General features: G+C 72.4%; 18 protein-coding genes. 7 read left to right on the forward strand and 11 right to left on the reverse strand.

Annotation, left to right across the window (positions count from 1 at the left end; all coding sequences use genetic code 11):
* Positions 1 to 43: 43 nt before the first annotated feature.
* Entirely contained in the window at positions 44 to 2,809 is a 2,766-nt protein-coding gene (locus tag C8N24_RS23325; RefSeq protein ID WP_121254654.1) for a LuxR family transcriptional regulator, read from the forward strand.
* Positions 2,796 to 3,257, forward strand: a complete 462-nt coding sequence (locus C8N24_RS23330; protein WP_121254656.1) for a DUF4396 domain-containing protein — start codon at positions 2,796 to 2,798, stop codon at positions 3,255 to 3,257. The genes C8N24_RS23325 and C8N24_RS23330 overlap by 14 nt, the downstream gene beginning before the upstream one ends.
* Here C8N24_RS23330 and C8N24_RS23335 read toward each other — a convergent pair.
* A complete protein-coding gene (locus tag C8N24_RS23335; protein ID WP_121254658.1) occupies positions 3,251 to 4,720 on the reverse strand; it encodes an aminotransferase class I/II-fold pyridoxal phosphate-dependent enzyme in 1,470 nt (489 codons plus the stop codon). The genes C8N24_RS23330 and C8N24_RS23335 overlap by 7 nt on opposite strands.
* Before the next feature lie 28 nt (positions 4,721 to 4,748).
* Here C8N24_RS23335 and C8N24_RS23340 point away from each other — a divergent pair, with 28 nt between their 5' ends.
* A complete protein-coding gene (locus tag C8N24_RS23340; RefSeq protein ID WP_211340118.1) occupies positions 4,749 to 5,474 on the forward strand; it encodes a dienelactone hydrolase family protein in 726 nt (241 codons plus the stop codon).
* Positions 5,471 to 6,094 (forward strand): glutathione S-transferase family protein, encoded by a 624-nt coding sequence (locus tag C8N24_RS23345; RefSeq protein WP_121254662.1) that lies wholly within the window; start codon positions 5,471 to 5,473, stop codon positions 6,092 to 6,094. Before C8N24_RS23340 ends, C8N24_RS23345 begins: the two co-directional genes overlap by 4 nt.
* On the opposite strand, the gene C8N24_RS23350 is transcribed toward C8N24_RS23345, so the two are convergent.
* Genes C8N24_RS23350 through C8N24_RS23360 form a run of 3 tightly spaced genes read right to left on the reverse strand, consistent with a single transcriptional unit; the run spans position 6,075 to position 10,166 of the window.
* Entirely contained in the window at positions 6,075 to 7,055 is a 981-nt protein-coding gene (locus C8N24_RS23350; RefSeq protein ID WP_121254664.1) for a S1 family peptidase, read from the reverse strand. The genes C8N24_RS23345 and C8N24_RS23350 overlap by 20 nt on opposite strands.
* 52 nt (positions 7,056 to 7,107) lie before the next feature.
* Complete coding sequence (locus C8N24_RS23355) at positions 7,108 to 8,934, reverse strand: primary-amine oxidase (protein ID WP_121254666.1); 1,827 nt, start codon at positions 8,932 to 8,934, stop codon at positions 7,108 to 7,110.
* Positions 8,931 to 10,166: an aspartate aminotransferase family protein gene (locus C8N24_RS23360; RefSeq protein ID WP_121254668.1), complete on the reverse strand. Its 1,236-nt coding sequence runs from the start codon at positions 10,164 to 10,166 to the stop codon at positions 8,931 to 8,933. The genes C8N24_RS23355 and C8N24_RS23360 overlap by 4 nt, the downstream gene beginning before the upstream one ends.
* Positions 10,167 to 10,233: 67 nt before the next feature.
* Here C8N24_RS23360 and C8N24_RS23365 point away from each other — a divergent pair, with 67 nt between their 5' ends.
* The gene (locus tag C8N24_RS23365) at positions 10,234 to 11,544 is read left to right on the forward strand and encodes a PucR family transcriptional regulator (protein ID WP_121254670.1); all 1,311 of its coding nucleotides are present in this window, start codon (positions 10,234 to 10,236) and stop codon (positions 11,542 to 11,544) included.
* Positions 11,545 to 11,786: 242 nt separating this feature from the next.
* The gene (locus C8N24_RS23370) at positions 11,787 to 14,258 is read left to right on the forward strand and encodes a WD40/YVTN/BNR-like repeat-containing protein (RefSeq protein WP_121254672.1); all 2,472 of its coding nucleotides are present in this window, start codon (positions 11,787 to 11,789) and stop codon (positions 14,256 to 14,258) included.
* On the opposite strand, the gene C8N24_RS23375 is transcribed toward C8N24_RS23370, so the two are convergent.
* A complete protein-coding gene (locus C8N24_RS23375; protein ID WP_211340119.1) occupies positions 14,245 to 15,417 on the reverse strand; it encodes an RNA polymerase sigma factor in 1,173 nt (390 codons plus the stop codon). The genes C8N24_RS23370 and C8N24_RS23375 overlap by 14 nt on opposite strands.
* Positions 15,414 to 15,755, reverse strand: a complete 342-nt coding sequence (locus tag C8N24_RS34770; protein ID WP_211340120.1) for a YciI family protein — start codon at positions 15,753 to 15,755, stop codon at positions 15,414 to 15,416. The genes C8N24_RS23375 and C8N24_RS34770 overlap by 4 nt, the downstream gene beginning before the upstream one ends.
* Positions 15,756 to 15,873: 118 nt before the next feature.
* On the opposite strand from C8N24_RS34770, the gene C8N24_RS23380 reads away from it, so the two are divergent.
* Positions 15,874 to 16,818: a lysylphosphatidylglycerol synthase domain-containing protein gene (locus C8N24_RS23380; protein WP_170179350.1), complete on the forward strand. Its 945-nt coding sequence runs from the start codon at positions 15,874 to 15,876 to the stop codon at positions 16,816 to 16,818.
* Here C8N24_RS23380 and C8N24_RS23385 read toward each other — a convergent pair.
* The 5 genes from C8N24_RS23385 to C8N24_RS23405 all read right to left on the reverse strand — a co-directional run bounded on the left by C8N24_RS23385 (position 16,734) and on the right by C8N24_RS23405 (position 25,107).
* Complete coding sequence (locus tag C8N24_RS23385; RefSeq protein ID WP_170179351.1) at positions 16,734 to 17,510, reverse strand: phosphatase PAP2 family protein; 777 nt, start codon at positions 17,508 to 17,510, stop codon at positions 16,734 to 16,736. The genes C8N24_RS23380 and C8N24_RS23385 overlap by 85 nt on opposite strands.
* Positions 17,511 to 17,725: 215 nt before the next feature.
* Entirely contained in the window at positions 17,726 to 20,506 is a 2,781-nt protein-coding gene (locus C8N24_RS23390) for a CocE/NonD family hydrolase (protein WP_170179352.1), read from the reverse strand.
* A gap of 184 nt (positions 20,507 to 20,690) precedes the next feature.
* On the reverse strand, positions 20,691 to 23,099 hold the full coding sequence (locus C8N24_RS23395) for a CocE/NonD family hydrolase (RefSeq protein ID WP_147447948.1): 2,409 nt from the start codon (positions 23,097 to 23,099) through the stop codon (positions 20,691 to 20,693).
* Positions 23,100 to 23,213: 114 nt separating this feature from the next.
* On the reverse strand, positions 23,214 to 23,852 hold the full coding sequence (locus tag C8N24_RS23400; RefSeq protein ID WP_121254685.1) for a hypothetical protein: 639 nt from the start codon (positions 23,850 to 23,852) through the stop codon (positions 23,214 to 23,216).
* A gap of 31 nt (positions 23,853 to 23,883) precedes the next feature.
* Positions 23,884 to 25,107, reverse strand: a complete 1,224-nt coding sequence (locus tag C8N24_RS23405) for an EAL and HDOD domain-containing protein (protein WP_121254687.1) — start codon at positions 25,105 to 25,107, stop codon at positions 23,884 to 23,886.
* Positions 25,108 to 25,176 lie beyond the last annotated feature (69 nt).

Genomic DNA, 25,176 nt, shown 5'->3' on the forward strand with positions numbered 1-25,176 from the left:
CTCACCCACGCAGGGCGGTTGGGCGCGTAGCTTCAGCGGCACGATGATCACGGTCGCCGACGCGGAGCTGCTGGAACGGGAGACGGAGCTCCTCACGCTCCGTGCCCAGCTCGACGCGGCGCGCCACGGCTGCGGTTCGGTGGTGCTCGTCGAGGCGCCCGCGGGGCAGGGCAAGACGACCCTGCTGCGGGCCGCCCGGGCCGAGGCCGCGGCGGCCGGCCTGCGCACGCTCAGCGCGATCGGCGCGGACCTCGAGCGCGATTTCGCGTTCGGCGTGATCCGCCAGCTGCTGCCCGACCTCGACGACGCCGTGGCCGACTCCCACGCGCGGTTGCACGGGTTGTACGAGCGCTTCGCGGCGCTGGCGGGCGAGCAGCCGCTCGCGATCGTCGTCGACGACGCGCAGTGGGCGGACGCCGGCAGCCTGAAGACGCTCGGGATGCTCGCCCGCCGGATCGAGCACCTGCCGGTCGTCCTGATCGCGGGCCTGCGTCCCGACCAGCACGAGCCGCTCATCGACGCCCTGTTCGCCGCGCCCGCCGCGACCGTCCTGCACCCGGCGCCGCTGAGCCCGGACGCCGTCTCACGCCTCGTGGCGACCGCGCTCGACGGCGAGCTGGACCCGGAGTTCGCCCACGCCGCGAGCCGCACGACGGGCGGCAACCCGTTGCTGGTGCGCGAGCTGCGCCGCACGCTCGCCGCCGGTGGCTTCACCGGGTCCGCGTCCGAGGCGGACGCGGTCCGCCGCGCGGTGCCCGGCACGATCGCCCGCCTCGTCCACGGCCGCCTGAACCGGCTTTCCCCGGAAGCCCTCGCGCTCGCCCGCGCGGTGGCGATCGTCTGCCCACGCACCGACCCGGGCGTCGCCTACGCGCTCGCGGGCCTGCCCGAGCCGCTCGCCGCCGGCGCGCACGCCGCGCTCGCCGGCGAGGGCCTTCTGGAGGCGGGCCGCCTGCGCTACACGCACGCCATGATGCGCGAGGCCGTCTACGCGAGCGTCGTCCCGGCCACGCGGTCGCTCCTGCACCGTCGCGCCGCCCGCCTGATGCAGGAGGCCGGGGCCGACGAGAGCCTGACCGCCGCCCAGCTACTCGCCGCCGAGCCCGCCCGCGACCCCGACGCCGCCGCCGTCCTGACCCGCACGGGCGAGGCCGCGCTGCGCAGCGGCGATCCCGACGTGGCCGTCCACCACCTGCGCCGAGCGCTGGCCGAGACCGCGGCGAGCCGCCCCGCGCCCGCTGCGGGCCGCGACGAGGCCGTGCCGCTCGCCGGCGACGTCTCCGCTCCCGCGGCGTTGCTGCTCCTGCTCGGGTTGGCCGAGAGCCGTGCCGGCGACCCGGCCGCGCACGCGCACCTGCAGGCGGCCGCGGCCGCGGGCGACCCCGTCGTCGCGGCGCGGGCCGCGCAGGCACTCGCGCGCGTGCACGTGGTCAGCGGGCGCGCCGAGCAGGCCGCGGACACGCTCGACCGGGCGATCGAGCGGGTGCGGCCCGTCGACCCCGAGCTGGCCGCGGACCTCGAGGACGACCTGCTGGACGGGCTCAACTACGACCACGACCTGGCCGAGGAGCGGCGGCGCCGGCTCGCGCGCGCCGAGGACCGGCCGGCGGTGCTCGCGCACCGCGCGTTCGAGCTCGCCGCGCGCGGTGCGCCGAGCGACGAGGTCCGTGCGGTGGCCGAGCGCGCGCTCGCCGACGGTGCGCTCTTCGAGCGGCCCGAGCAGCCGGCCGTGCTGTACGCGATCGAGGCGCTGATGGCGGTCGAGGCCGCGGCCGAGGCGCAGGCGGCGATCGAGCGCCTGTGCCAGGTCGTGCGGCGCGCCGGCTCGCGCGTCGGCACCGGCGGCGTGGCGATGGCCCGCGCACGCTGGGAGCACGAGTTCGGCAACCTCGAGGCCGCGCAGGAGGCGGGCCGGGTCGCGATCGAGATCCAGGCCGGCCTGTCCGGCGGCGGCGCGACGCGGTCCGTGCGGACCGCGCTCGCCGCGGCATTGCTCGACGCGGGCGATGTCGACGAGGCCGAGCAGCTGCTCGCGGAGGCGCTCGTCTCGGAGGCGCGCGACACGGTGCTGCCGATCTGCGGCTTCAACGCGCTGCGCGGGCGGATCCTGCTCGAGCGCGGCCGCCCGCAGGAGGCGATCGCCGAGATCGAGCAGCACCTCGCGCTCGAGCGCCGCCGCGGTTGGGTCGCCTCGCTGCGCAACCCGACGCGCGCGACGCTGATCACCGCGCTCGCCGACGCCGGCCGGCTGGACGAGGCCCGCGCGCTCGCGCAGGCGCAGCTCAGCCGAGCTCGTGCGCGCGGCCTGCACGGCCACGAGGCACGCGTGCTCGTCGCCGGCGCGCGGCTCGCGCTCGCTCGCGACGAGGAGGTCGAGTGGCTCGAGCAGGCGGTCGCGGCGGCGCGCCGCTCGCCCAGCCGGCTCATCCTCGCCGAGGCGCTCACCGCCTACGGCGCCGCTCTGCGCCGCGCGAACCGCCGCGCCGACGCCCGCGATCCGCTGCGCGAAGCGCGCGAGCTCGCGCTCCTGACCGGCGCCAAGGCGCTCGAGAAGCGCGCCCACGACGAGCTCGTGATCGCCGGCGCGCGCCCGCAGCGCGTCGCCGTCAGCGGCCCCGAGGGTCTGACGCCGTCCGAGCGCCGGGTGGCCGAGCTGGCCGCGCAGGGGCACCGCAACCGGGACATCGCGGAAGCGCTGTTCGTGACGCTCAAGACCGTCGAGGTCCATCTCGGCCGCGCCTACGGGAAGCTCGGCATCAGCAGCCGCTCCCAGCTCGCTGATACCCTTGGGGGGTATGCAGCACGATGAGCACCAGTCCCTGAACCGCCTGGCGTTCAGCGCCACGGTGCACTGCCTGTCCGGGTGCGCCGTGGGCGAGGTGCTGGGCATGATCATCGGCACCGCCCTCGGGTGGTCGGCCGGCGCGACCGTCGTCCTGGCGATCGCGCTCGCGTTCCTGTTCGGCTACAGCTTCACGAGCATCCCGCTGCTGCGCTCGGGCCTGGTGCTGAGCGCCGTGATCCCGCTCGCGCTGGCCTCGGACACGATCTCGATCGCGATCATGGAGCTGGTCGACAACGCGATCATGCTCCTCATCCCGGGCGCGATGGACGCCACGCTGTCGGACGTCGGCTTCTGGGCCGCGCTGGCCGCGGCGCTGCTGATCGCGGGCGCCGCCGCCTACCCGGTCAACCGCTGGCTGATCTCACGCGGCAAGGGCCACGCGGTGGTGCACGCGCACCACGGACATCACTGAACGAGCACGTGGATGGTCTCGAAGGCGGGGTCGCTCGCGCCGTGCAGGCGCGCGCCGACCGCCTTCAGGGACCGTAGGTAGGCGATCACGTCGTCCGTGATCCGCTCGCCGGGCAGCAGCACGGGGATGCCCGGCGGGTAGCCGGCGATCGCCTCGGCGCTGACCCGCCCGACCGCGTCGTCGACGGCGACGACCTCGCTCACGCCCAGGAACGCCTCGCGCGGCGCGACCACGACCTCGTTCTCGAACGTCCCGGTCGCGAGGGTGACCTCCTCGGTCTCGCCCGGGCGCTCCATCCGCTTCGCGATCCACGTGAGGTCGTGGATGAAGCGCTCGAGCTCACGCGGCGGCTCGTCGATCCCGAGCACCAGCACGATCGTCGCCTGCGTGGCGAGCTCGACCTGCGTGTCGAAGTTCGAGCGCAGCGCGGCGGCCATCTCGTAGCCGGTCGCGCCCGTGCCGCGGACGTCGATCACGATCCGCAGCGGGTCGCGCCCCGCGACGCCCGGGCGGCCGATCTGCTCGTCGCCGACCACGCGGCAGCCGGGGATCTCGTCGATCGCCGCGCACGTGCGGCGGGAGGCGGCGATCGTGCCGCTCAGCAGCGCCTCGCCGTGCAGGACGAGCTGGCGCCGCGCGCCGTCCAGCGACGCCATCAGCAGCGACGACGGCGACGTGGAGCGCACGAGCCGCAGCGTCCGCGCCACCGCTTCGGGGTCGACCCGCCCGGAGTCGCTCACGTGCAGGAGCGCGGACTGCGTCAGCGACCCGGCGATCTTGTGCACCGACGTGAGCATCGCGTCCGCGCCGAGCTCCAGCGCCCCCGCGGGCAGCTCCTCGTGGAAGCCGAGGTGCGGCCCCCAGGACTGGTCGACGACCAGCGGCACGCCCGCCGCGTGCGCGACCTCCGCGCAGCCCGCCACGTCCGCCGCCATCCCGTAGTACGTGGGGGACACGATGAACACGGCGCGCGCGTCCGGCGTCGCCTCCAGGGCCGCGCGGACGGCGTCCGGCGTGACGCCGTGCGCCATGCCCAGGACGGGCTCGTACTCGGGCGCCACCCACGTCGGCAGCCCGCCGCTGAGCACCAGCCCGTCGACCACCGACGCGTGCGCGTTGCGCTGCACCACCACGGGCGCGTTCAGCGGCGCCAGCGCCAGGCAGAGCGCGTGGTTGCCCTGCGTCGCCCCGTTGGTCAGGAACCACGAGCGCGCCGCGCCGTAGGCCTCGGCCGCGAGCTGCTCAGCGCGCTCGTAGGGCGTGGGCGAGGGACCGAGGTCGACGCCGTGGATGTCCTGCGGGATGTCGAGCCGGTGCGTCTGCCAGCCGAAGGCCGTCCGCACGCCCAGGTCGGCCGCGTTGCCGGCCTTGTGCCCGGGCACGTGGAAGCGGGTCGAGCCGCGGAAGCCGTAGGCGACGACGGCGTCCAGATACGGGGCGGTGGGCTGGTCGGGGGAGGCCATGGCGGCGTCAGCATGGCACGATGGGCGGGTGGTCGTCACCCGTGAGTTCGTAGAGATCCCCGTCGGCGAACGTCAGATGCGCACGTTCGTCACGGCCCCGAAAGCCGAAGGCGCCTGGCCCGGCGTCGTGTTCTACACCGACATCTTCCAGCTGACCGACAGCTCGCTGCGCTGGGCCGTGCGGCTCGCCGGCTACGGCTTCCACGTCGTCGTGCCGGAGATCTACCACCGCGTCGAGCCGCCGGACACGGTGCTCGCCTTCGATGACGAGGGCAAGGCGCGCGGGCAGGCCGACGTCGAGGCGATCACCACCGCCGAGTTCGACGAGGACATCGCCGCGGCCGTCGACCACCTGAGCGCGCGCGGCACGCCCGTCGGCGCGAGCGGTCACTGCACCGGCGGCCATCTCGGCTTCCGCGCCGCGTTCGACCCGCGCGTGACCGGCACCGCGCTCTGGTACCCGACCGGCCTGCACGACGGCAAGCTCGGCCAGGACCCCTCGGACGCGCTCCAGCGGGCGGGCGAGATCGAAGGCGAGCTGATGCTGATCTTCGGGACGGGCGACCCGCACACGCCCCAGCGCGCTCGGGACGCCGTGAGCTTCGGCCTCAACGCCGCCGGCACGCGCTACGAGTGGCACGAGTACGACGCCGAGCACGCCTTCGGCCGCGACATCGGCCCCCGCTTCGATCCCGAGGCCACCGACCGCGCGTTCGCGGAGACCGTGGCGTTCTTCCGGAGGGTGCTGCGATGAAGCTCTACGACCACCCGGCTTCGGCCAACTGCCTGAAGGCGCGGCTCGCCCTCGCGCAGCTCGGCATCGAGTACGAGCGCGTCCACGTCGACATCTTCGACAAGGAGCGGCCGGGGCAGCTCAGCCGCAACCCGACCAAGCTCGTGCCGGTGCTCGAGCCCGAGGAGGGCGAGTTCCTGGCCGAGTCCGGCGCGATCCTGCTGTACCTGGCCGAGGGCACGCCGCTGCTCCCGCCGCCCGGCCTGCAGCGCGCCCGCGTCCACCAGTGGCTGTTCTTCGAGCAGAACCAGATCGAGCCGGGCCTGGCGGTCGCCCGGTTCATGGCGCTGCGCGGGCTCGTCAACGACAACCCGCAGATCTACGCCAACCGGCTGTCCCAGGGGCGCCGGGCGCTGAGCGCGCTGGCGCGCGGCCTGGAGGACCGCCGGCCGTTCATCGCGGGCGAGGACTACTCGGTGGCGGACATCCAGCTGTACGCGTACGTGCACTGCGCCGACGAGGCCGGCGTGGACCCGCGCGAGGACCGGTTCATCGCCGGCTGGCTGGACCGCGTCGAGGCGACGCCGGGCTTCGTCAACGACCTGGAGTCGATGCCCGCGCTCAAGCGCGGACGGCGCTAGGCGCGGCCTCGCTCCGCCCGCCCGCGTTGGACCCGAGCGCGCCGCAGTCGAGCAGCGCGCCGCGGTCCTTCGCGGTGACCGTGTAGGTCGCGCCGGAGCCGACGGTCGTGAACTCGTAGGTGGTCTTGCCGCGCTCGCGGCGGCGCCAGCGGAAGCGCACGTCGTCCGGCGCGATCGTCCAGGCCGCGCTGCAGGTGAGCGTGTCGCCGGCGCGCGTGATCGTCGTCGGGCCCGCGGCGACCGGGGCCCACACCGGCTCGGCGGCCAGCAGGAAGTCGGCGTAGTGCGCCGCCTCCGCGCTCACGCTCGGGAGCTTGTCCTCGCCGCAGCGCGGGCCGGTCCAGCTGATGATGCCGACCAGCACGGGCGCGGCGAGCGTGCCGCCGATCATCGGGCCGCCGCTGTCGCCCGCGCAGACCGAGGCCTTGCCGCCCGCGCACACCTCGGACGCGGCCTCGAAGCGCTTCGCGTACTTGGTCCCCTTCCACTTCGGGCCGCAGGCGCCGTCGGACAGCGTCGTCAGCGTCGCCTGACGCAGCGGGGTACGGCCCGTGGGCGCGTCCCACGCCCGCTTGCCCTGGCCGAGGATCCGCACCTTCGCGGGGGTGCTCGTCGCCAGCGGGACCGGCTTGACCCCGGTCACCGGACGGTCCAGCCGGATGATCGCGACGTCGTCGCGCGCGAAGCCGGCGGAGCGCTCCCGCCACGTCGGCGGCAGGGCGACGGCGACGCCCCGCCGGGTCTCGGAGCCCACCTTCACGCGCTCGAAGTCGGCCAGGTCGACCGGGTCCACGCAGTGCGCGGCGGTCGCCAGCCGGTCGGGCGCGATCAGCGTCGCGCCGCAGATGCCCGCGGGCACGAACCAGGGCGCCTTCGAGGGCGCGAGCGGCTGCCCGTTCACGACCGCGTGCGCGGGCGCGGCGAGCAGGACGGTGAGCAGCAGCGTGAGGCGGAGCAGCATGCCGCCGACGATGACGGACCGGACGGCTCGCGACCGTACGGCTAGCCGGTGATCAGTGCTCGCAGTGGCTCGGGGCCGGAGGAACGTCCAGCGCCGGGTTGCGGTCGAAGAACCCGAACGGCTTGAGCCAGAACGACACCGCGTCCACGGGCATGATCGGCCAGTCCTCCACGCGGGTGATGTGGTGGATGCCGAACACGTACCAGAGGACGATGTCGGCATCCTCGACCGGGCGCTCGGCCCGCGTCCACACGGGGAGGCCGCCGGGCGTGGTCGACTGGTTGGGGAAGTCGCCGCACGGCCAGCGCTCGTCGCGGGCGTAGGGCGTGACCCACAGCGTGTGGCGCAGCGCGCCCGCTTCGACGAGGAGCGGATGGTCGTCCTCGAGCAGATGCGGGAGCGCGGCGCCGGGGACGAGCTTGTACGCCGTCGGGTCGCCGACGTGGTTGCGCGTGGCGCCGGTGACCTTCCACGCGCGCTGGGTCTCCCAGCGGTAGTCCTGCGCGCCCTCGGTCGTCAGGGGCGTGGCGCGCTGGTCGAGCGCGAGGCCCTTGCCCGGCCGTGACTCGACCATGTGCACCGTGTTGCCGTCGGCGCCGTCGACGTCGAGGTCCAGGCGCGCGATCAGGAAGTGCTGGTGGTAGGGGGCGTACGTGCGTGTGTCCACCATCGTCCCGTGGACGGCGCGCTCGCCCTCGGGGAGATGGCCGACGACCATGATCCCGGTCGCGCGCACGTGGCACTCGATCGATCCGTCCTGGTAGAGCCGCCAGTAGACGAGGTACTCGTAGTTGGCGACGGTCACGTGGATCGAGACGACGAGCCGGCGCGACCGCCGCACCTCGGCCCCGTGCTGGTGGTCGACGTGCTTCCACAGCACGCCGTCGTCCTCCTCGTGGATGCAGACGGCGTTGGCGATCGTGTACGGCTCGCCGGCGGTGTCGTGCAGCGTGGCGTCCAGGTAGCGGATCTCGCCGAGGCAGTCGCAACCGAGCTCGAGCGACTGCGTCATGTAGCCGAGGCCCCACTCGCCGATGTCGTAGGCCGTGCGGCGCAGGTGGTCGGGCGTCGGGTCGCGGTACGGGACGACCATCTCGGCGAGCGAGAGGCGGTGCGCGATCGGGCGCTCGTCGAAGGCCAGCGTGTGCAGGACGAGGCCCTCGCGGTGGTTGAAGCCGAGCCGCAACGACCACTTCTGCCAGCGCAGCGCATGGCCGTCGAGCGTGAACGAGACGCCGTGCGGCTGCGTGATCTCGATCGGCTCGAGGTCCTGGCGGGCCTTGGGACCGAAGCGCGGCAGGTACTCGCCGCTGATCTGCGGCCGGTCCACCACGAACGTGTCCTCGATCTCCAGCAGCTCCATCGCGTTCAGGTCGACGATGCAGTGCAGGCCGTTGACCGGGTTGGCGTACGGGTTCGAGTCGGGCTCGGCGCGGAACCAGATGTCGGTCCAGCCGAGCCGGCGGCCCGCGTGCTGCTCCGGGCCGAGGTAGCCGCGGTAGCCCCACACGTCGATCAGGACGCGGTCCATGTCCGTGATGCCGCGCTTGGCCAGCGCCGCGACCAGGCGGGGGTCATGGCGCAGCGTGGCGTCGCACTCGTGCCACTCGTCGGGGTGCAGGCTCGGCTGGACGCCCTCGAGGCGCTCCATCGTGGCGCGGCCGGCGTCGAGCGCCACGATCGCCCGGTAGGCATCGCCCGAGTCGCGGTCCCAGCAGATCACCTCGGCCTCGCGCGCCGGTGCGGGGTCGCCCTTCTCGGGCTCACGCAGGTCGATCGACCCGAACCGCCAGCGCTCGCCCACCCCGTGGTCGCGCCGCAGGATCGCCGCCGCGGCGCGCAGCTCGTCGGCCGACAGGGGGTCGAGCGGGTGGGTCACCGCAAGGCGCGCTCCAGGACCTGGAGACCGCGGGCCAGCTCTTCGTCGGTGATGGTCAGCGGCGGCAGGAGCCGGATGATATTCCCGCGCAGCCCGCACGTGAGCAGCAGCAGGCCCTCCGCGCGCGCCCTGGCGACCGCCTGCGCCGCGCGCGCCGGGTCGGTGAGCTCGAGCGCGAGCATCGGCCCGAGGCCGCGGACCTCGCCGATCACCGGGTTGTCGATCGCCTCCAGCGCGGCGCGGAGCTTGACGCCGAGCGCTTCGGATCGCGGGCGCAGCTTGACGACCTCGTCGAGCACGACGTTCGCCGCCGCGCACGAGACCGGGTTGCCGCCGAACGTGCCGCCCAGGCCGCCGGGCCCGACGGCGTCCATGAGCTCCGCGCGGCCGGTCACCGCCGACAGCGGCAGCCCGCCGCCGAGCGACTTGCCCGACACGAGCAGGTCGGGCTGCGCGTCGTAGTGCTCGATCGCCCAGACGGGGCCGGTGCGGCCGACGCCCGCCTGGACCTCGTCGTCGATCCAGAGGATGCCGTGGCGGTCGCAGATCTCCCGCAGCCGGCGCGGGAAGTCCTCCGGGAGCGGGATGAAGCCGCCCTCGCCCTGGACGGGCTCGATGATCACGGCCGCGACCGTCTGCGGGTCCACGTGGGCGAGGAAGAGCTGCTCGAGCGCCGCGATCGCGTCGTCGGAGGAGATGCCGGCGTACGGGTAGGGCGCGGGCGTGCGGTAGATCTCCGGCGCGAACGGGCCGAAGCCCTGCTTGTACGGCTTGACCTTGCTGGTCAGGCTCATCGTGAGCAGCGTGCGGCCGTGGAAGCCGCGGTCGAACGTGACGATCGCGGGGCGGCCGGTGGCGGCGCGCGCGATCTTGACGGCGTTCTCGACGGCCTCGGCGCCCGAGTTGAGCAGGATCGACTTCTGCTCGCCGCCGCGGCACGGCGACAGCTCGCCGAGCTTGCGGCAGACGTCCACGTACGGCTCGTAGCCGGCGACCATGAAGCACTGGTGCAGGTACGCGTCGACCTGCGTATGGATGGCCGCGACGACCGCGTCGGGGTTGTGGCCGAGGTTCTGGCAGCCGATCCCGCCGGCGAAGTCGAGGTACTCGACGCCGTCCACGCCGGTGACCGTCGCGCCCTTGGCGCCGACGGCCTCGATCGCGGGGGCGCTGACGCCGCGCGCAACCCAGCGCTCGCGGGCGGATGAGGAGGGGATCTGCGTCGCGGTCATGGCCCGAGTGTCCTCTCCTCGCGCGCGGAGACTATTGTGCGATCTCCAAATCTCGAACCCGTGACTTGTGCTCGTTCTCGCTGACCTCCTCGCCGCCGAAGAGCTCGGGCTGACGCTCGTGGCCGGCGGCGCGGACGCGCTCGCGCGCGAGGTCGCCGGCGCCCACTCGATCGACGTCGAGCTCCCGACCCGCTTCCTCGAGCGCCGCTGGCTGATGCTCACCGCGGGCATGCGGCTCCGCGGGAGCGCCGCGGCCCAGCGCGCGCTGATCGCCGAGCTCGACGAGGCCGGCATCAGCGCGCTCGGCATCGGGCTGGGGCTCGTCTTCCAGCGGCCGCCCCGCGCGCTGGTCGAGGAGGCGCGAGCGCGCTCCTTCCCGGTGCTGGCCGTGCCGCTGGAGACCGCGTTCCGCGACATCACCGGCTTCGTCGCGCGCTCCTCGCTGTCCGGCGACCTGCACCGCTACCAGCGCCTGACCGCGATTCAGCGCCACCTCGTCGACGCGTTGCGCGAGCCCGATCCCCGCACGGCGATGGTCCAGCGCCTGGCGCGGATGCTCGACGCGGGCGTGCTCGTGCTCGACGGCCCGTCCGCGGGCGCGGTGCCGGACGCGGAGGCGATCCGCCGCCGCGTCGCCGAGCGCGAGTTCGAGGACGCCGGCTGGCACGTGGTCACCGTGCCGATCGCCGAGGCCGGCTGGCTCGCGGTGACGGCACGCCGCCGGGTCCCGCTCGCGCGCGCCGCGGCCCAGGCCGCGGTGCCACTGCTCGCCGCCACCGAACGTCTCGCCGAGCTGGCCCGCGACCAGGAACGCGCCGTCCGCGCGGCCCTGCTGGACGAGCTGCTCGAGCTCACGCCGGGCGGGGAGACGCGCGGCCTGGCGTCGCGCGCGGCGTCGTTCGGCGTGACGTTCCCGGCGCGCGTGGTGGTGTCCGACGCGCCGATCCCTGGGCTGCTCGTGACCCGGCGGAGAGACCGTTGGGTCGCTCTGACCCATGGTGAGCTGGGAGGGAGGCCGGTCCACGACGTCGCCGGCGTCCCGCGGTCCTATCGCGACGCCGTGCTCGCCCACGAGCGGGGGCTGGCGTCGTTCGAGGCGTTCGACCTGCCCGCGCTGCTGCTGGCCGAGGTCGATCCCGAGCTGGTGCGCCCGCGCGTGGACGCGCTGCTCGACCCGTTGCCGGAGGCGGTGCTGACGGCGCTCGTCGAGTACTTCGCGCGCGATCAGGACGTCAACGCGGCCGCGGCCGCGCTGCACGTGCATCCGAATACGTTGCGGTACCGGCTCGGGCGCGTGGAGGCGTTGCTCGGGCGGTCGCTGAAGGCGCCCGCCACGATCGCCGAGCTCACGCTCGCGCTGTCGACACGAGCCGCTTGAGGTGGGGCGCGGCGACGCCGATCACCACGACGGCCAGCGCGCTGGAGGTGACGAGGAGATCCCAGTTGCGTCGCATGTGAGTCATATCGGCAGCCACGGTGCCAGGCGGTGCTTGGCGGCACCTTGGCTGGACCCAAGGACGATTACTACGGCTGCCCACACTCCGCTCGCCGGTTCCGCGCCGCGGGCTCACAGGGTGACCGCCACATGGGGGGACCGGGCGGTCCGTAGCTTCCCCGGCCATGCGCCATCGCCCCCTCCTGACGACGCTCGCCGTTTCGACACTGCTTACATTCGCCGCCGCTCCGGCGGCCGACGCCAACTGGCTGGGCCTCCCGGGCCTGAACGGGTCCAACGGGGCCTCGTTCGTCCGTGAGTACGCCACGGGCACGCCTCCGTCCACGATGTACGCCGCCACCGAGGCCGGGGGCGTGATGCGCTCGGTCAACAACGGCGTGACGTGGACGCCCTACAACACCGGCCTGGAGAACATCCCCGGCGCCAAGGACGTCCGCTCCGTCTTCACGAGCGGCACGACCGTCTACGCCGGCACGTCCGCCGGGCTCTTCAAGAACACGGGCGGCGGCTTCCAGCCGGTCGCCCAGGGTCCCGAGGCGGACCCGAAGAACCCGACGAAGCTCAACCAGGCCGTGCAGACCGTCCTCACCGCGGCGCTGCCCGGCAGCCCGATGCTCGCGGGCGTCGCCAGCGGCGGCGTCTACAAGTCCTTCGACGGCGGCGCGACCTGGAAGCCGCCGGCGCCCGGCAACGGCATGGTCAAGTCCGAGACGGTGTGGAGCCTCGGGTCGTTCAAGGACAACGGCGCGCTCGTCTACGCGGCGACGCAGAGCGGCATCTACATCTCCGCCGACTTCGGCTCCACCTGGACGCTGTCCAACGACGGCATCACCGGCGTCACGCTGCGCGCCTGGGCCGACGACACGTACCCGAACACCTACTACGCGGCCGGCTCCGGCGGCCTCTTCCGCTCGATCAACGCCGGGCTGACGTGGCACAGCATCAACGGCGAGGCCGGGCCGTACGACATGGAAGGCGGCACCGTCCGCGCCATCACCCAGTTCACCGGCATCCAGACCAAGCGCATCTACGCCGGCACCGACAACGGCGTCTGGGCCATGCAGACCGACAACTCGCCGCTGCCGGGCAAGGTCAAGTGGCGCAAGCTGACGACGACCGGCCTCGACAAGCCGATCATCTGGGGCCTGGTCAGCTACATCAACACGCCGGGCACGCTGATCGCGGGCAGCTCGGGCGGTGGCGGCTACGCGCTCACGCTCGTGCCGCCGATCTTCACCGGCACCAAGCCGACCCTGAAGGCGAGCACGCTCGAAGCCGGCTCCAAGCTCGAGCTGCTGTCGAACGGCTCCTGGACGGGCACGCCGACGATCGAGTTCAGCTACCAGTGGCAGGACTGCACGGACGGGACGTGCGACGACGGCGACATCCCCGGTGCGACGGACCCCACGTTCGTCATCCCCGCCAAGGACCGCAAGTACCGGCTGAAGGTCACCGCCGAGAACGACTTCCCGACGGGCACCGCGGCTGTCGCCTACACGAACCCGACCGGCCTGACTCTCGGGAACCCCAGCAAGCTGCCGGGTGAGACCCAGTCGAACACGGGGTCGATCACCCCCGCCGGTGGAACCCCGCAGCCGGGCACGACCCTCACGGCGCAGGGGTGGCTGTTCAACCCGAGCGCGACCTCCACCTCGGTCCAGTGGTTCCGCTGCAACCTGCAGGGCGCGAGCTGCGTCAGGATCGAAGAGGCGAACGGCAAGACCTACACGCTGACCGACAGCGACGTCGGAACGACGCTGCGTGCCGCCGTGACCGGCACGAACGCCGACGGCTCCAAGACCCTCGGCCAGATGGGGCAGACGAACGAGGTCGTCGCCCCGAACCCGAAGCAGACGAGCGCGCCGACGATCACGGGCACGGCCTACGTCGGCCACACGCTCATCTCCGGCGTCGGCACCTGGGCCTACCCCGGCACGCGCTTCGAACGCCGCTGGCAGCGTTGCGACGCCGACGGCAGCAGCTGCGAGACGCTCAGCGACAAGACCCCGTCGTACGTGCTCAAGGCCGCCGACCTCGGCAAGCGCATGCGCGTCGAGATCACGGTCGACTCCAACGCCGCCAACAAGAAGCCGGACGCGATCTACGCGCTCACCCCGCTCAGCGACGTGGTGACGAACGAGCCGATCGTCGAGCAGCAGAACGGCGGCGGCAATGGCGGCGGCGGCAACGGTGGCGGCGGCAACGGCGGCGGCGGTGGCGGCAACGGCGGCGGCAACGGCGGCGGCAACGGCGGCGGCGGGTCTCAGCCGGGCGACACGATCGCCCCGGTGCTCGGCTCGGCCAGCGCGGTCGCGGCGAAGATCAAGACCGGCAAGCCGCTCACGCTGAAGGTCAACCTCTCCGAGGCCGGCTCCCTGTCCGTCCAGTACGAGCGCCTGAAGGCCGGCCGCAAGTCCGGCAAGAAGTGCAAGGCCGGTGGCAAGAAGGGCAAGAAGTGCACGCTCGTCACCAAGGTGGCCTCGTTCAAGGTGGCGGTCGGCGCGGGCCCGGGCAAGGTCGCCCTGCCCAAGAAGAAGCTCGCCGCCGGTGACTACCGCGCGATCGTCACCCCGATCGACGCCGCCGGCAACAAGGGCGTGGCGAAGACCGTGAAGTTCAAGGTCACGAAGAAGTAGCCAGCTCCTCGAGCCGGCGCCGGATCAACGCCTGCTCGGTCTCGCTCTCCGTCAGGGGAAGCGCGGCCGAGTAGGCGTCTCGTGCCTCCGCACGGCGGCCCAGCCGCCGCAGCAGGTCCGCCCGCACGGCGTGGAAGAGGTGGTAGGTCTCGAGCTCGAGCTCGTCGACCACCGCCAGCGCCGCGGCCGGCCCCGACACCTCGGCCACCGCCACCGCGCGGTGCAACGCGACGACCGGCGTCGGCGTGAACCGCAGCAGCTGGTCATACAGCGCGACGACCTGCCGCCAGTCGGTCACCCCCTCGCTGTGCACCGCGTTGATCGCCGCCTGGATCTGGTAGGGCCCGGGCTGGTTGCGGGCGAGGAGCCGCCGCACCAGCGCCTGGCCCTCGGCGATCATCGCGGCGTCCCACAGCGCACGGTCCTGGTCGCGCAGCAGCACGCCGCCGTCGCGGGCCGCCCGCCGCGAGTGCACGAGCAGCATCAGCGCGAGCAGCCCCGCGGGCTCGGGCTCGTCGGGCATCAGCTCCACGAGCGCGCGGCCGAGCCGGATCGCCTCGTCGCACAGCCCGTGACGCGGCCCGACGTAGCCCTGGTTGAAGACCAGGTAGACCACGGCGAGGACGGCCTTCAGCCGTTCCGGCAGGTCGGCCTCGCGCGGCACGCGGTACGGGATCCGCGCGTCGCGGATCTTGCCCTTCGCGCGCACGAGCCGCTGGGCCATGGTCCCCTCCGGGACGAGGAACGCGCGCGCGATCTCCGCGGTGCTCAGCCCGCCCAGCAGCCGCAGGGTGAGCGCCACCCGCGCCGGCATGCCCAGCGACGGGTGGCAGCAGGTGAAGATCAGGCGCAGCCGGTCGTCCTGCACGGGACCGACCTCCTCGTGAGCACCGGCACGCTGCGCAGCGAGCAGCGCCGCCTGGGCCTGCCGGTCGTCTCGCGACGCCTCGCGCCGCAGCCGGTCGATCGCCCGCCGGCGCGCCGTGGTGATGATCCAGCCGGCCGGGCTCGGCGGGACGCCGTCGGCCGGCCAGCGCTCGAGCGCGACGACGAACGCCTCCTGGACCGCTTCCTCGGCGACGTCGATGTCGCCGAAGACGCCGACCAGGACCGCCACCGCGCGCCCGTGCTCGGCGCGGAAGGCATCTTCGACGTTCACCCCTGGAACGGTCGCACCTCGATCGGCAGGCCGATGATCCGCGCCGACTTGCGCCCCCACTCGAGCGCGGCGTCGAGATCCTCGGCCTCGATGATCGTCAGCCCGCCGATGTGCTCGTGCCCCTCGGGGTAGGGACCGTCGGTCATCAGCACCTCGCCGTCGGATGCCCGCAGGACGGTCGCGGTGCTCGCGGGCGCCAGGCCGCCCGCGAACACCCATGCGCCGGCGCTCTCCATCTCCTGCTGGAGCGCGGCGAGCTCGCGGCCCATCGCCTCGAAGTCGATGTCGGCGGGCGGCTCTCCGTCGGGCTGGTGGACGATCAACGCGTACTGGGTCATGACAAGGCCTCCTTGGGCATCGTTTCACCCACTACACGAACGGGATCGGGCCAGATCGACACCGCCGCGAAACTTAAACGTCCTGGACGTTGAGGTTCGCGGGTACCCTTGGCCAGAGATGCCCGACGTGGTGAGCGCTCTGGAGCGTGCCGTGGCGGGCCTGGTCGAGGCCGTCGCCGGCGTGTCGGCGGGGTGGCTCGTGCTGGGCGTGCTGCTGCACCTCGCCAACCAGGTGGCGCGTGGCACCGGCTGGTTCGCGATCGTCAACGGCGCGGCCGAGCGGCCGCCGCGCATGCGGGACGTCGTCACCGCCTGGGTCGCCGGCGCCGGGGCGGGCGGGATCGTGTCCGCGCGCGGGGGCGACGCCGTGCGCGTCCTGCTGCTCGCGCGCCGGATGGACGGGCGGGGCAACCGCGCGTTCCTCACCGGCACGCTCGTCGCCGAGACCGCGGGGGAGACGGCGCTGGGGCTGGCCCTGCTCGCGCTGGCGCTCGCGATCGGCGTCGGCCCGGACGCGGCGCCGAGCGCCACGCTCGGCCTCTACGCCGCGGCCGCCGTGCTCGCGCTCGTCGGCGCGGCGCTGCTCGCCCGCCGCAGCGCCAAGGTCTGCCGCTTCTTCGCCCGTGCGAAGGCGGGCTGCGAGCCGCTCAAGCACCCGCGCACCTACGCACGCCACGTGCTGCCCTGGCAGCTGCTCAGCCGCGTCTGCCGGCTCGCCGCGCTGGGCTGCTTCCTCGCCGCCTTCCACCTGCCGGCGACGTTCGCGGCCGTCCTGCTCGTCACCTTCGCGCAGTGCGGGGGACGGCTCGTGCCGTTCTCGCCCGCGAGCGTCGGCACCGGCGTCGCGATCCTCGCCGCCACGTTCGGCCCGGTCACGGGCACCTACGTGCCGCCGGCCGAGCTCGCCGCGTTCTTCGTCGGGACGAGCACGGTGCTGACCGTGGTCGGCACCGCGCTCGCGCTCGTGCTGTGCGCCGCTCAGGCCTCGGCGAACGCCGGGCCGAGGCTGGCGGGCGTCGGCCGCTTGATGCGGATCCGCGCCGCCATCAGCGCCAAGCCGTAGCCGGCGACCGCGGCCGCGATCCCGGCCACCGCGTCGAACACGAAGTGGTTGCCCGTGGCCACGACGGCCAGCGCGACGACCGGGCCCCAGAGCAGCGCGAGCGCCCGCAGGATCGGGTTCTTGAGCGCGGCGAAGAGGGCGAAGCCGATCGCGACGGCGAAGCCCACGTGCAGCGACGGCACCGCGGCGAGCTCGTTGAAGAAGCTCGTCGAGAAGTTCGACGTCAGGCTCACGCCGGTCTGGGAGCTGATCGTGTCCTGGATCCCGATGCCCGCGAGCCGCGGCGGCGCGACCGGGAACAGGCCGTAGACCGGCACCGACAGCAGCCACGTCGCCAGGATCGTGTTGCGCAGCGTCGCGTAGATCGCCCACGACCGGTTGTAGAGGAAGATCAGGACCGCCGGGATCACGCCGAGCTGCGCGAGCAGGTACAGGCGGTTGAGGACCCACAGCACCCACGTGCCGTCGACCGCGTTCTGCACCGAGGACTCCACGCCGACGCCGACCGCGTTCTGCAGGGCGACGATCCAGTGCGCGTTCTGCGTCGCGTCCGCGAGGTCGCCGATCGTGAAGAAGCGGGCGACCGTGTAGACGGCGTACGCGAGCAGGAAGAGCCCGATCTGCAGGCGGGCCCGGCGGGAGAAGGGCAGCCGCAGCGCGCTTGTGGGGCGGAAGGTCGTGGCGGCGAGCATGCACATGAAATTACGCGCGCCTCCATCCGTTCACAGCCGTGGAGCCACCAGACCGCAGGTAGGGTCGAGAGCCGTCCGACAGGGGGTTATCCCCACCCGATGTCCTCTTACCCTTCATCAGTCGCTTACTTTAGAGAAGTCGCTGGGAAATCTCTACAGAACGAGCGAGGGCGCCCCGGAGGGCGCCCTCGTCAGGCCGTTTTAGGCGGTGTCGACTACGGCTGCGTCGTCGACAGGGTGAACGTCAGCGACTTGCTGTACGTGCCCGTGCGCAGCGGATCGTTGGCCTTCACGAGCTGCGAGAACTCGAGGTTGACCTTGTCGTTGGCGACCGGCGCGCTCCAGCTGAGGAGGTTCAGCAGGGAGCCGACGTTGTTGTACGCGGTGCCGGTGTTGGCGGCGTTGCGCGCGCGGAGCTGCAGCGGCTCCGGCAGGACGAACGCGCCGTTGACCAGGTGACCGGTGCCCACCGTGGACGTGTCGGCCACGCTCAGGAGCGCGTCGCCGGCCGTCGAGGTGACGGTCGCCTCGGTCGTGCCCAGGTACGTCTGGTTCACGCCGGGCACGAACGAGCCGAGCTGCGCCGGGGCGCCGAGCGTGAGCGCCAGCGTGGCCGGGACGGAGCCGCCGACCGGGGCGGTGACCGGCACGTCCTGGCGGACGACGACCTTGAAGGTCTTCGGCGCCGAGGTGTTGCCGTTCGCGTCCTTGGCGACGCAGGTGACCGTGGTCGTGCCGACGGCGAACTTGGAGCCCGAGGCCGGGTCGCACGTGACGACCGGGTTCGGATCCTCGTTGTCGGTGGCGGTGGGCAGCGTGTAGCTGACCGTCGTGCCGGTCTTGTCCGTCGTGGCGGTGGCGATGTCGGCCGGGACGGCGCCCAGCGTCGGGGCCTCCGTCTCGGCGTCCGTCAGGCCCGCCTTGGCGGCGGCGGCGTAGCCACCGACGAGCGGCAGCGTGACCTTCGACGTACGCGTGTCCAGCGTGACGGCGACGTTGTTGTTGCCGGTGCCGTTGACGTCGCTGGTGTTGGTGCCGCCGACGATGATCGCGACCTGATGGCCGGCCTTGAAGATGTGCTCGGTGGCCATCGTCACGACCGGGACGCGGAACTTCTCGCCGATCGTGACCGGCTTGACGGCCGGGTCGCCGAAGACGAGCGAGTCGCGGTTCGTCGAGTCACGGACGCCGCGCGTGACGCGCCACTGCGTCCCGTCGGTGAACGTCGGGTCCAGCTCGGCGTAGCAGGCGTTGTCGACCTCACGCGGCTGCAGGGTGCAGGCGGCGCCGAGGGTCTCGCACGGCGTGCCGGCCTCGCCCGTGACCGCGTTCAGGCCCGCGTCGCCCCAGCAGGAGCGGCGCGTCTGGGTGGCCAGGCCCTCGTCGTTCGTGCGCGAGACCTGGCGGAACGCCTGGCGCGTGCCGTCGGCGTTCAGGACGCCGTAGTCGCCGACGATGACGCTGAAGTTCGTCTGCGTCGCGCCGATCGAGGCCGCCAGGTCGGCGATCGCGGTGCCGGAGAGGCGCAGGTCGGCCTTCAACGGGCCCGACAGGAACACGCGGCGGTTGGCCTGCGAGCCCGTCGGGGAGTTCATCAGCGCGTTCTCGTTCGTGGTGGTCAGCGCGGTGTAGCCGAGCGAGTCGGCGGCGCCGCCGCCGGCCTTGCCGCCGAGCGTGCCGGCCGCGGCCGGGTCGCTGGTGGCGCGCAGGAACAGGTCCACGTTCTGCGTGCCGGGGATCGGCCAGCTGGCGTAGTCCTTCCAGACCTTGGACTCGTCCTCGATCGAGACCGCCGGCTCCTTCTCGATGCCGTTGTCGACGCCGTAGAGGTAGTGGTCGAACCAGCGGTGCAGCGTGTCGACCCACTCCGCGCGACGCGAGTCGAACGGATCCTCGTGGCCGGCGCGCAGGAGCCACAGCTTGCGCGGGACGTTGTTCTTGCCGAGCGCGTCCCACCACATCGCCATGTGGTCCATCTTCACGTTGTCGTCCTGGAAGCCGTGCGTGGCGAAGACGGCGGCCTTGACCTTGCTCGCGTCCTTGACGTAGTCACGGTCGTTCCAGAACTTGTTGATGTCGCCGTGCGAGTCACCGTCGCCGGTGTCCTCGTTGGCGTCGTTGTTGATCTCCTGGTTGACGTTCCAGCAGGCCGTCGGGGCGGCGGCGGAACCACGGCGGTTGGGCAGGTTGATGCCGCCGGCGTGGCCGCTCGGAGCGGTGCCCGGGTACGTGATGCCGGGGTTCAGGCTGCCGCCGGGGTAGTTCGAGTTCTGGCGGATGCCGCCGCGGCGCGAGTAGTTGTACCAAGCGGAGATGGCCGAGATCGGGACGATCGTCTTGAGGCCTTCGACGCCCGTGGCGGCGACGCCGTTGGACAGCGTGCCGTCGTAGGACTTGCCGATCATCGCGGACGAGCCGTTGTGCCAGTCGGCGACGACGGGCGCGTCGAGGTCGGGCGTCGTGGACGTGCCGGCCTTCGGCTTGTAGGCGACGACACGGCCGTTGAGCCAATCGACGACGGACTTCTCGCCGGCGATGTCGGTCGGGCCGCCGTGCATCGGGCAGCCTTCCTCGGTGTAGCCCGTGCCGTTCATCTGCGCGAGCACGTAGGCGTAGCCGCGCGGAAGGAAGTAGTTGTCGTAGAACAGCGGCCAGCGGTCGTTGACGTTGTCGTTGTTCCAGTCCGACATGCACTGCGCCTCGTTGCCGCGGCAGCTCGTGACGTAGTACGGGCTCGGATCGATGATCGCCGGCATCTTGTTCGTCGCCGACGACGCGGCCGGGCGGATGACGTCCGCCGTCACGTAGTCCATCTTGCCGTTGCGGTCGACGTCGATGCCGGGCTGCGGAATGAGCACGCGCTCGCGGATCGCCGTCTTGTAGTCGTACACGGCCTTGGTCTTGCCGTTCTCCAACTGCGGGGTCTGCGCCTGCGCGGCGCCTGCCCCGAGTGCGAGCATCGCCAGCGTCAAACCACTCGCGGCGAGCCCTTTCACCCCAATCCTCATTTGCCCTCCGGCTGTTAGACCCAGTGCCGTCCTCCGATGACGGCTTGGGGGCAACGTTAAGGGGTCGTAAGCGGATCCGCCCTAGACATTTTGTCCACAGGGCGTGGGGATCTCTCAACGTCCGCCGGCCGCGAAGCAGCGCTTCGCAACCGGCGGACGAGCGGGAGATGAGCTAGGGCTGAGTGGTGCTCAGCGTGAACGTGACGGTCTTGCTGTAGGAGCCCGTCCGGAGGGGATCCTTGTCCTTGATGAGCTGCTTGAACGTGATGCCCACCTTCTCGGACGAGGTGGGGCCGTTCCACGTGCTCTTCGCGAACTCGACGCGCAGCGGCTCGGCGAGTGAGAACGCGCCGTTGGTGAGGAAGCCCGGCTCGGACACGGACAGCGTCGCGTTGCCGGCCGTGCTGGTCACGGTGGCGTCGGTGGTCGCCGCGTAGTCACGGGTGACGCCCGGCGTGAACGTCGGGAACGCCGCCGGGGCGCCGAGCGTGAGGCTCAGCGTCGCCGGGACCGTGCCGCCGACCGTGCCCTGCGGGTCGGTGAACGTCCCCGACTCGACCAGGGTCTGCGCGCCGCCGACCAGCGGAAGCGTGATCTTCGAGCGCCGCGTGTCGATCGTGATCGGCTGCGCCGCGGAGATCGCGGACGGAAGGCCGAGGCTCGCCGACGCGCCCTGGCCGTACAGGTTCGCCGTCACGATGATCGAGATCCGGTTGCCGGCCTTGAAGATGTGCTCCGTCGGCTGCAGCGGGATGTCGTAGTCGTTGAACGCGCCCGGGACCGCCTCGAAGTTCGGCGTGTACCAGTACGTGTCCTTCTGCCGCGAGTCCAGCGTGCCACGCGTGACGCGCCACTCGTTGATCGGCGCGGCCGGCGGGACGTTGACGCGCTTGTCGACCTCGAGATAGCACGCGTTGTCGACGCCGATGCCCGCCGTCGTGCACTCGGCACCGAGCGTCGGGCACGCGTTGTTGTCGGTGCTGGTCGCGCCCCAGCAGGTGCGCTTCGTGCCGTTCTGGACGCCGTCGCCCGTGCGCGAGGTCTGGATCGTCGGACCGATCTCGGCGACGACCGCCGAGAGGTTGCTCTGCGTGGTGCCGAGGGCGGCGCGCAGGTTCAGGACCGCCGTGCCCGACAGGCGCACGTCCTTCGTGAGCGGCGGTGAGATGAACACGCGGCGGTTCGTCTGCTGGCCTTCAGGCGAGGCCATCAGCGTGGCCTCGCTGACGTTCGCGCCCGTGTTCTGGAACGTCAGCGTGTCGGCCGTGCCGCCACCGGCGACGCCGCCGAGCGTGCCCGCGCCGTCGTGGCTCGAGCCGCCGCGCAGGTACACGTCGGTGGTCTGCGTGCCGGGGATCGGCCACGACGTGTAGTTCTTCCACACGTTCGGCTCATCCTCGATCGTGACCGACGGCTCGGCGCCGATGCCGTTGTTGATGCCGTGCAGCTCCTGGTCGAACCAGCGGTGCAGGGTGTCGACCCACTCGGCGCGACGCTGCTCGAACGGATCGGTGTGCCCCGCGCGCAGCAGCCACATCTTCGTCCGGACGTTGTTGGCCTTCAGCGCCTTGTACCAGAGGCCGACGTGGTCCATGCGGACGTTGTCGTCCTGGAAGCCGTGGACGATGAAGACCGAGGCCTTGACCTTGTCGGCGTCCTTGTTGTGGTCGCGATCGCGCCAGAACTCGTTGATGTCGCCGTGCTCGTCGCCGTCGAGCGCGTCCTGCTGGGCGCGGACGGGAGCGCAGAAGACCTGGCGTGTGACCGGTCCGTCCGGCGTCTGCACCATCGGCGGACGCAGGCCGGTGTCGGCGTTGACGCCGGCGATGCCGCTCGAGAGCCCGCTCGGGTAGTTGTTGTTGTGGCGGATGCCCGCGGTGCGCGAGTAGTTGTACCAAGCGGAGATCGCGCTGATCGGGACGATCGTCTTGAGGCCTTCGACGCCCGTCGCGGCCGTGCCGTTGGCGAACGTGCCGTCGTAGGACTTGCCGATCATGGCCGAGGAGCCGTTGTGCCACGTGGCGGTGGAGGGCACGGTGCCGTCGACCGTCGTGTAGCCCGGGACGCGCCCGTTGAGCCAGTCGACGACGGCCTTGAAGCCGGCGATGTCGGTCGGGCCGCCGTGCCAGACGCAGCCCGTCGAGAACGCGGTGCCGAGCGAGTGCGCCGCGATGAACGCGTAGCCGCGCGGCACGAAGTAGTTGTCGTAGAAGAGCGGGAAGCGGTCCAGCGTCCCGTTGGCGTTCGTGATGATGCGCTGCGCCTCGTTGCCACGCCCGTTGGACGTGTAGTACGGGCTCGGGTCGATGATCGCGGGGACCTTGACCGCCGGACCGGACTCCTTCGGGCGGACGATGTCGATCGCGATCCGGTCCGTCACGCCGTCGCTGTCGGTGTCGGTGCCGGCCACCGGGATGAACACCCGCTCACGCACCGCCTGCGTGTAGTCGAACACCGGTGCCGTCTTGCCGTCGGCGCCCACGGTCACCGTCGGCCCCTGCGCCTGAGCCGTGCCGACTCCCAGGCCCAACGTCGCCAGCGTCAACGCGCCCGCGACGAGACCTCGAACCTTCAGTCCCATCAACCCTCCCTCGGTAAAAGACCTGCTCCTCCAAGTCGTGAGGTTGACGTGAGAGCTGCGTGATGTACACACGGGAGGCGTGGAGTTGGCTCCACGCCTTTCGTCCAGGTCGGCTCAGTCGTCCGCTGGCGGCGGCGCGAAGATGATCTTCTTGAGCTCCTCGACGTTGCGTCCGCCCAGGCGCAGCGAGGTCATGAAGCCCTCCTGGCCGAGCTCGCCCGCGTCCAGGCGGTTGCGCAGGTCGGTCAGCGGCGCGCGGTCCTCCTCGGCCACGGAGTCCTTGCCGGCCTCGACGAGGATGATGTGGCGGGCGCGCCGATGCGCGGCGGCGGCACGGACGTAGCGCTCGCGCTCCTCGGCGCTGAGCCCCTCGACCGGAACGACGACCGAGGCGCCCGCGGCGAACCGCTTGGCCACGGCGGCGTCGAGCAGCGTCTGCGCCTTGGCGTCGATCTCCTCGGCGGCGACCTTGCCCGCCAGCAGCGCCTTGACCTTGTCGAGCGAGAAGACGGTGCTCTGCTCCTCGATCACGCGCGCGACGAACTTCGCGCGCAGCGCGGGATCCGCGCAGACGATCACCAGGAGCGAGCCCGGGTTGTAGCGCATGCGGAACGTGGGGGAGAGCACGCGGCCGCGCACCGACACGTCCTGCTGGCGCGGCGGACGCTCGGCCTCGCCCGCCTTACGCGGACGGTCCGAAGACCAGCCGCCTCGCTCGTTGTCTCCGATTTTGACGCTGCGCGGCTGGGACATGGCTCGTATTAAACGAGCCGTCCCGGCGCGTTCAGTTAGAAAGCTGGACCAGAGCGCCGTCGGTCCAGTCGAGCGCCTCGCCGTACGCGTGCGCGATGTCGACCAGGCTGACGCCGGTGGCGACGCACTTCTCGAACTCGCCGGCCTCGTATGCGAGCACCCCGGCGAGGACCTTGCCCTCCGGTCCTTCGCGCTCGGCGAGCGCGCGCGTCGTGCGCTCGTCGAACGGCAGCTCGGCCAGCAGGTCGGGCATCCGCAGGCCCAGGAGCGCGTCCACGACCGAGAACAGGCCGACCGTGAAGCCGCGGTCGGCCTCGGCGCCGGGTGTGCGCGCCGACACCAGCTCGCAGAGGCGCGCGCGGAGCAGGCCGGTCTCGAGCAGGTGGCTCGGGCGGTCGTTGATGCCGGCGAGAACGAGCAGGGCCGCCCAGCGGCGGACCGTCGTGGTGCCCAGCGCCATCAGCGCCTGGCGGATGGTGCCGACCGGGGCGCGGCCCCCGTAGAAGGCCGAGTTGGCGAGCTTGACGAGCTTGAGCGAGAGCCCGGGGTCCTCCGCGATCACACGCTCGAGCTGCTCGAACGTGGCCGACTCGCCCGCGGAGAGCATCGACAACGCGCGCAGGCGATAGGTCGGGACGGACGCGCCCTGGACCACGACCGGCTCGGCGAAGTACTGGCCCTGGAAGGCGTCGAACCCGAGCCCGCGGCAGAAGCCGTAGACCTGGCGGTCGGGCACGCCGTCGGCGATCACGTTCAGCCCGCGCCCGCGGGCGGCGTTCACGTCGCCCTCGATCTCATCCTCGGAGCGGTCGCGGACGTCGATCTTCACGCTCTCGGCGAGGTCGAGCAGCGCGTCGGAGGCGGTCGCCTCGCGGTAGTCGTCGAGCGCGAGCCGGAAGCCGGCCGCGCGCACGTCCCGCAGGACCGCGAGCAGCTCGTCGTCGACGTGCTCGTCGGCCGCGAGCTCCAGCACGACCCGCTGCGGGTCCAGCGGCAGCGGGTTGACCAGCAGCAGGAACTCGCGCGTGACGTCGACGTGGGCCGGGCGGTCCCCGACGAGCTTGTGCAGCCCGATGTCCGCGATCGCCTGCGCGAGCACGATCGCGGTCGCCTCGTGCGGGTGGGCTTCAGGAGGCGTCAGCAGCTCGAAGCCGACGATGCGCTCGACGTGGTCGAGGATCGGCTGGCGGGCGACGACGACCGCGGCGGCACTCCGCGTGTCCGTCTCCCTGGCAAACCGAGTGCTGTTGGACATAGACCACCTATCGACGCGAGGACAACCGCACTTTAGGCGCTGACCGTCGACACGGGCGCGCCGATCCCT

This window comes from Solirubrobacter pauli, from assembly GCF_003633755.1.
In the GTDB taxonomy this organism is placed as follows: domain Bacteria; phylum Actinomycetota; class Thermoleophilia; order Solirubrobacterales; family Solirubrobacteraceae; genus Solirubrobacter; species Solirubrobacter pauli.

Excerpts from the sequence above, each read along its gene's own strand:
- C8N24_RS23325 (WP_121254654.1), top strand. The coding sequence starts at position 44 with ATGATCACGGTCGCCGACGCGGAGCTGCTGGAACGGGAGACGGAGCTC.
- C8N24_RS23330 (WP_121254656.1), top strand. The coding sequence starts at position 2,796 with ATGCAGCACGATGAGCACCAGTCCCTGAACCGCCTGGCGTTCAGCGCC.
- C8N24_RS23335 (WP_121254658.1), bottom strand. The coding sequence starts at position 4,720 with ATGGCCTCCCCCGACCAGCCCACCGCCCCGTATCTGGACGCCGTCGTC.
- C8N24_RS23345 (WP_121254662.1), top strand. The coding sequence starts at position 5,471 with ATGAAGCTCTACGACCACCCGGCTTCGGCCAACTGCCTGAAGGCGCGG.
- C8N24_RS23350 (WP_121254664.1), bottom strand. The coding sequence starts at position 7,055 with ATGCTGCTCCGCCTCACGCTGCTGCTCACCGTCCTGCTCGCCGCGCCC.
- C8N24_RS23360 (WP_121254668.1), bottom strand. The coding sequence starts at position 10,166 with ATGACCGCGACGCAGATCCCCTCCTCATCCGCCCGCGAGCGCTGGGTT.
- C8N24_RS23370 (WP_121254672.1), top strand. The coding sequence starts at position 11,787 with ATGCGCCATCGCCCCCTCCTGACGACGCTCGCCGTTTCGACACTGCTT.
- C8N24_RS34770 (WP_211340120.1), bottom strand. The coding sequence starts at position 15,755 with ATGACCCAGTACGCGTTGATCGTCCACCAGCCCGACGGAGAGCCGCCC.
- C8N24_RS23380 (WP_170179350.1), top strand. The coding sequence starts at position 15,874 with ATGCCCGACGTGGTGAGCGCTCTGGAGCGTGCCGTGGCGGGCCTGGTC.
- C8N24_RS23385 (WP_170179351.1), bottom strand. The coding sequence starts at position 17,510 with ATGCTCGCCGCCACGACCTTCCGCCCCACAAGCGCGCTGCGGCTGCCC.
- C8N24_RS23395 (WP_147447948.1), bottom strand. The coding sequence starts at position 23,099 with ATGGGACTGAAGGTTCGAGGTCTCGTCGCGGGCGCGTTGACGCTGGCG.
- C8N24_RS23400 (WP_121254685.1), bottom strand. The coding sequence starts at position 23,852 with ATGTCCCAGCCGCGCAGCGTCAAAATCGGAGACAACGAGCGAGGCGGC.
- C8N24_RS23405 (WP_121254687.1), bottom strand. The coding sequence starts at position 25,107 with ATGTCCAACAGCACTCGGTTTGCCAGGGAGACGGACACGCGGAGTGCC.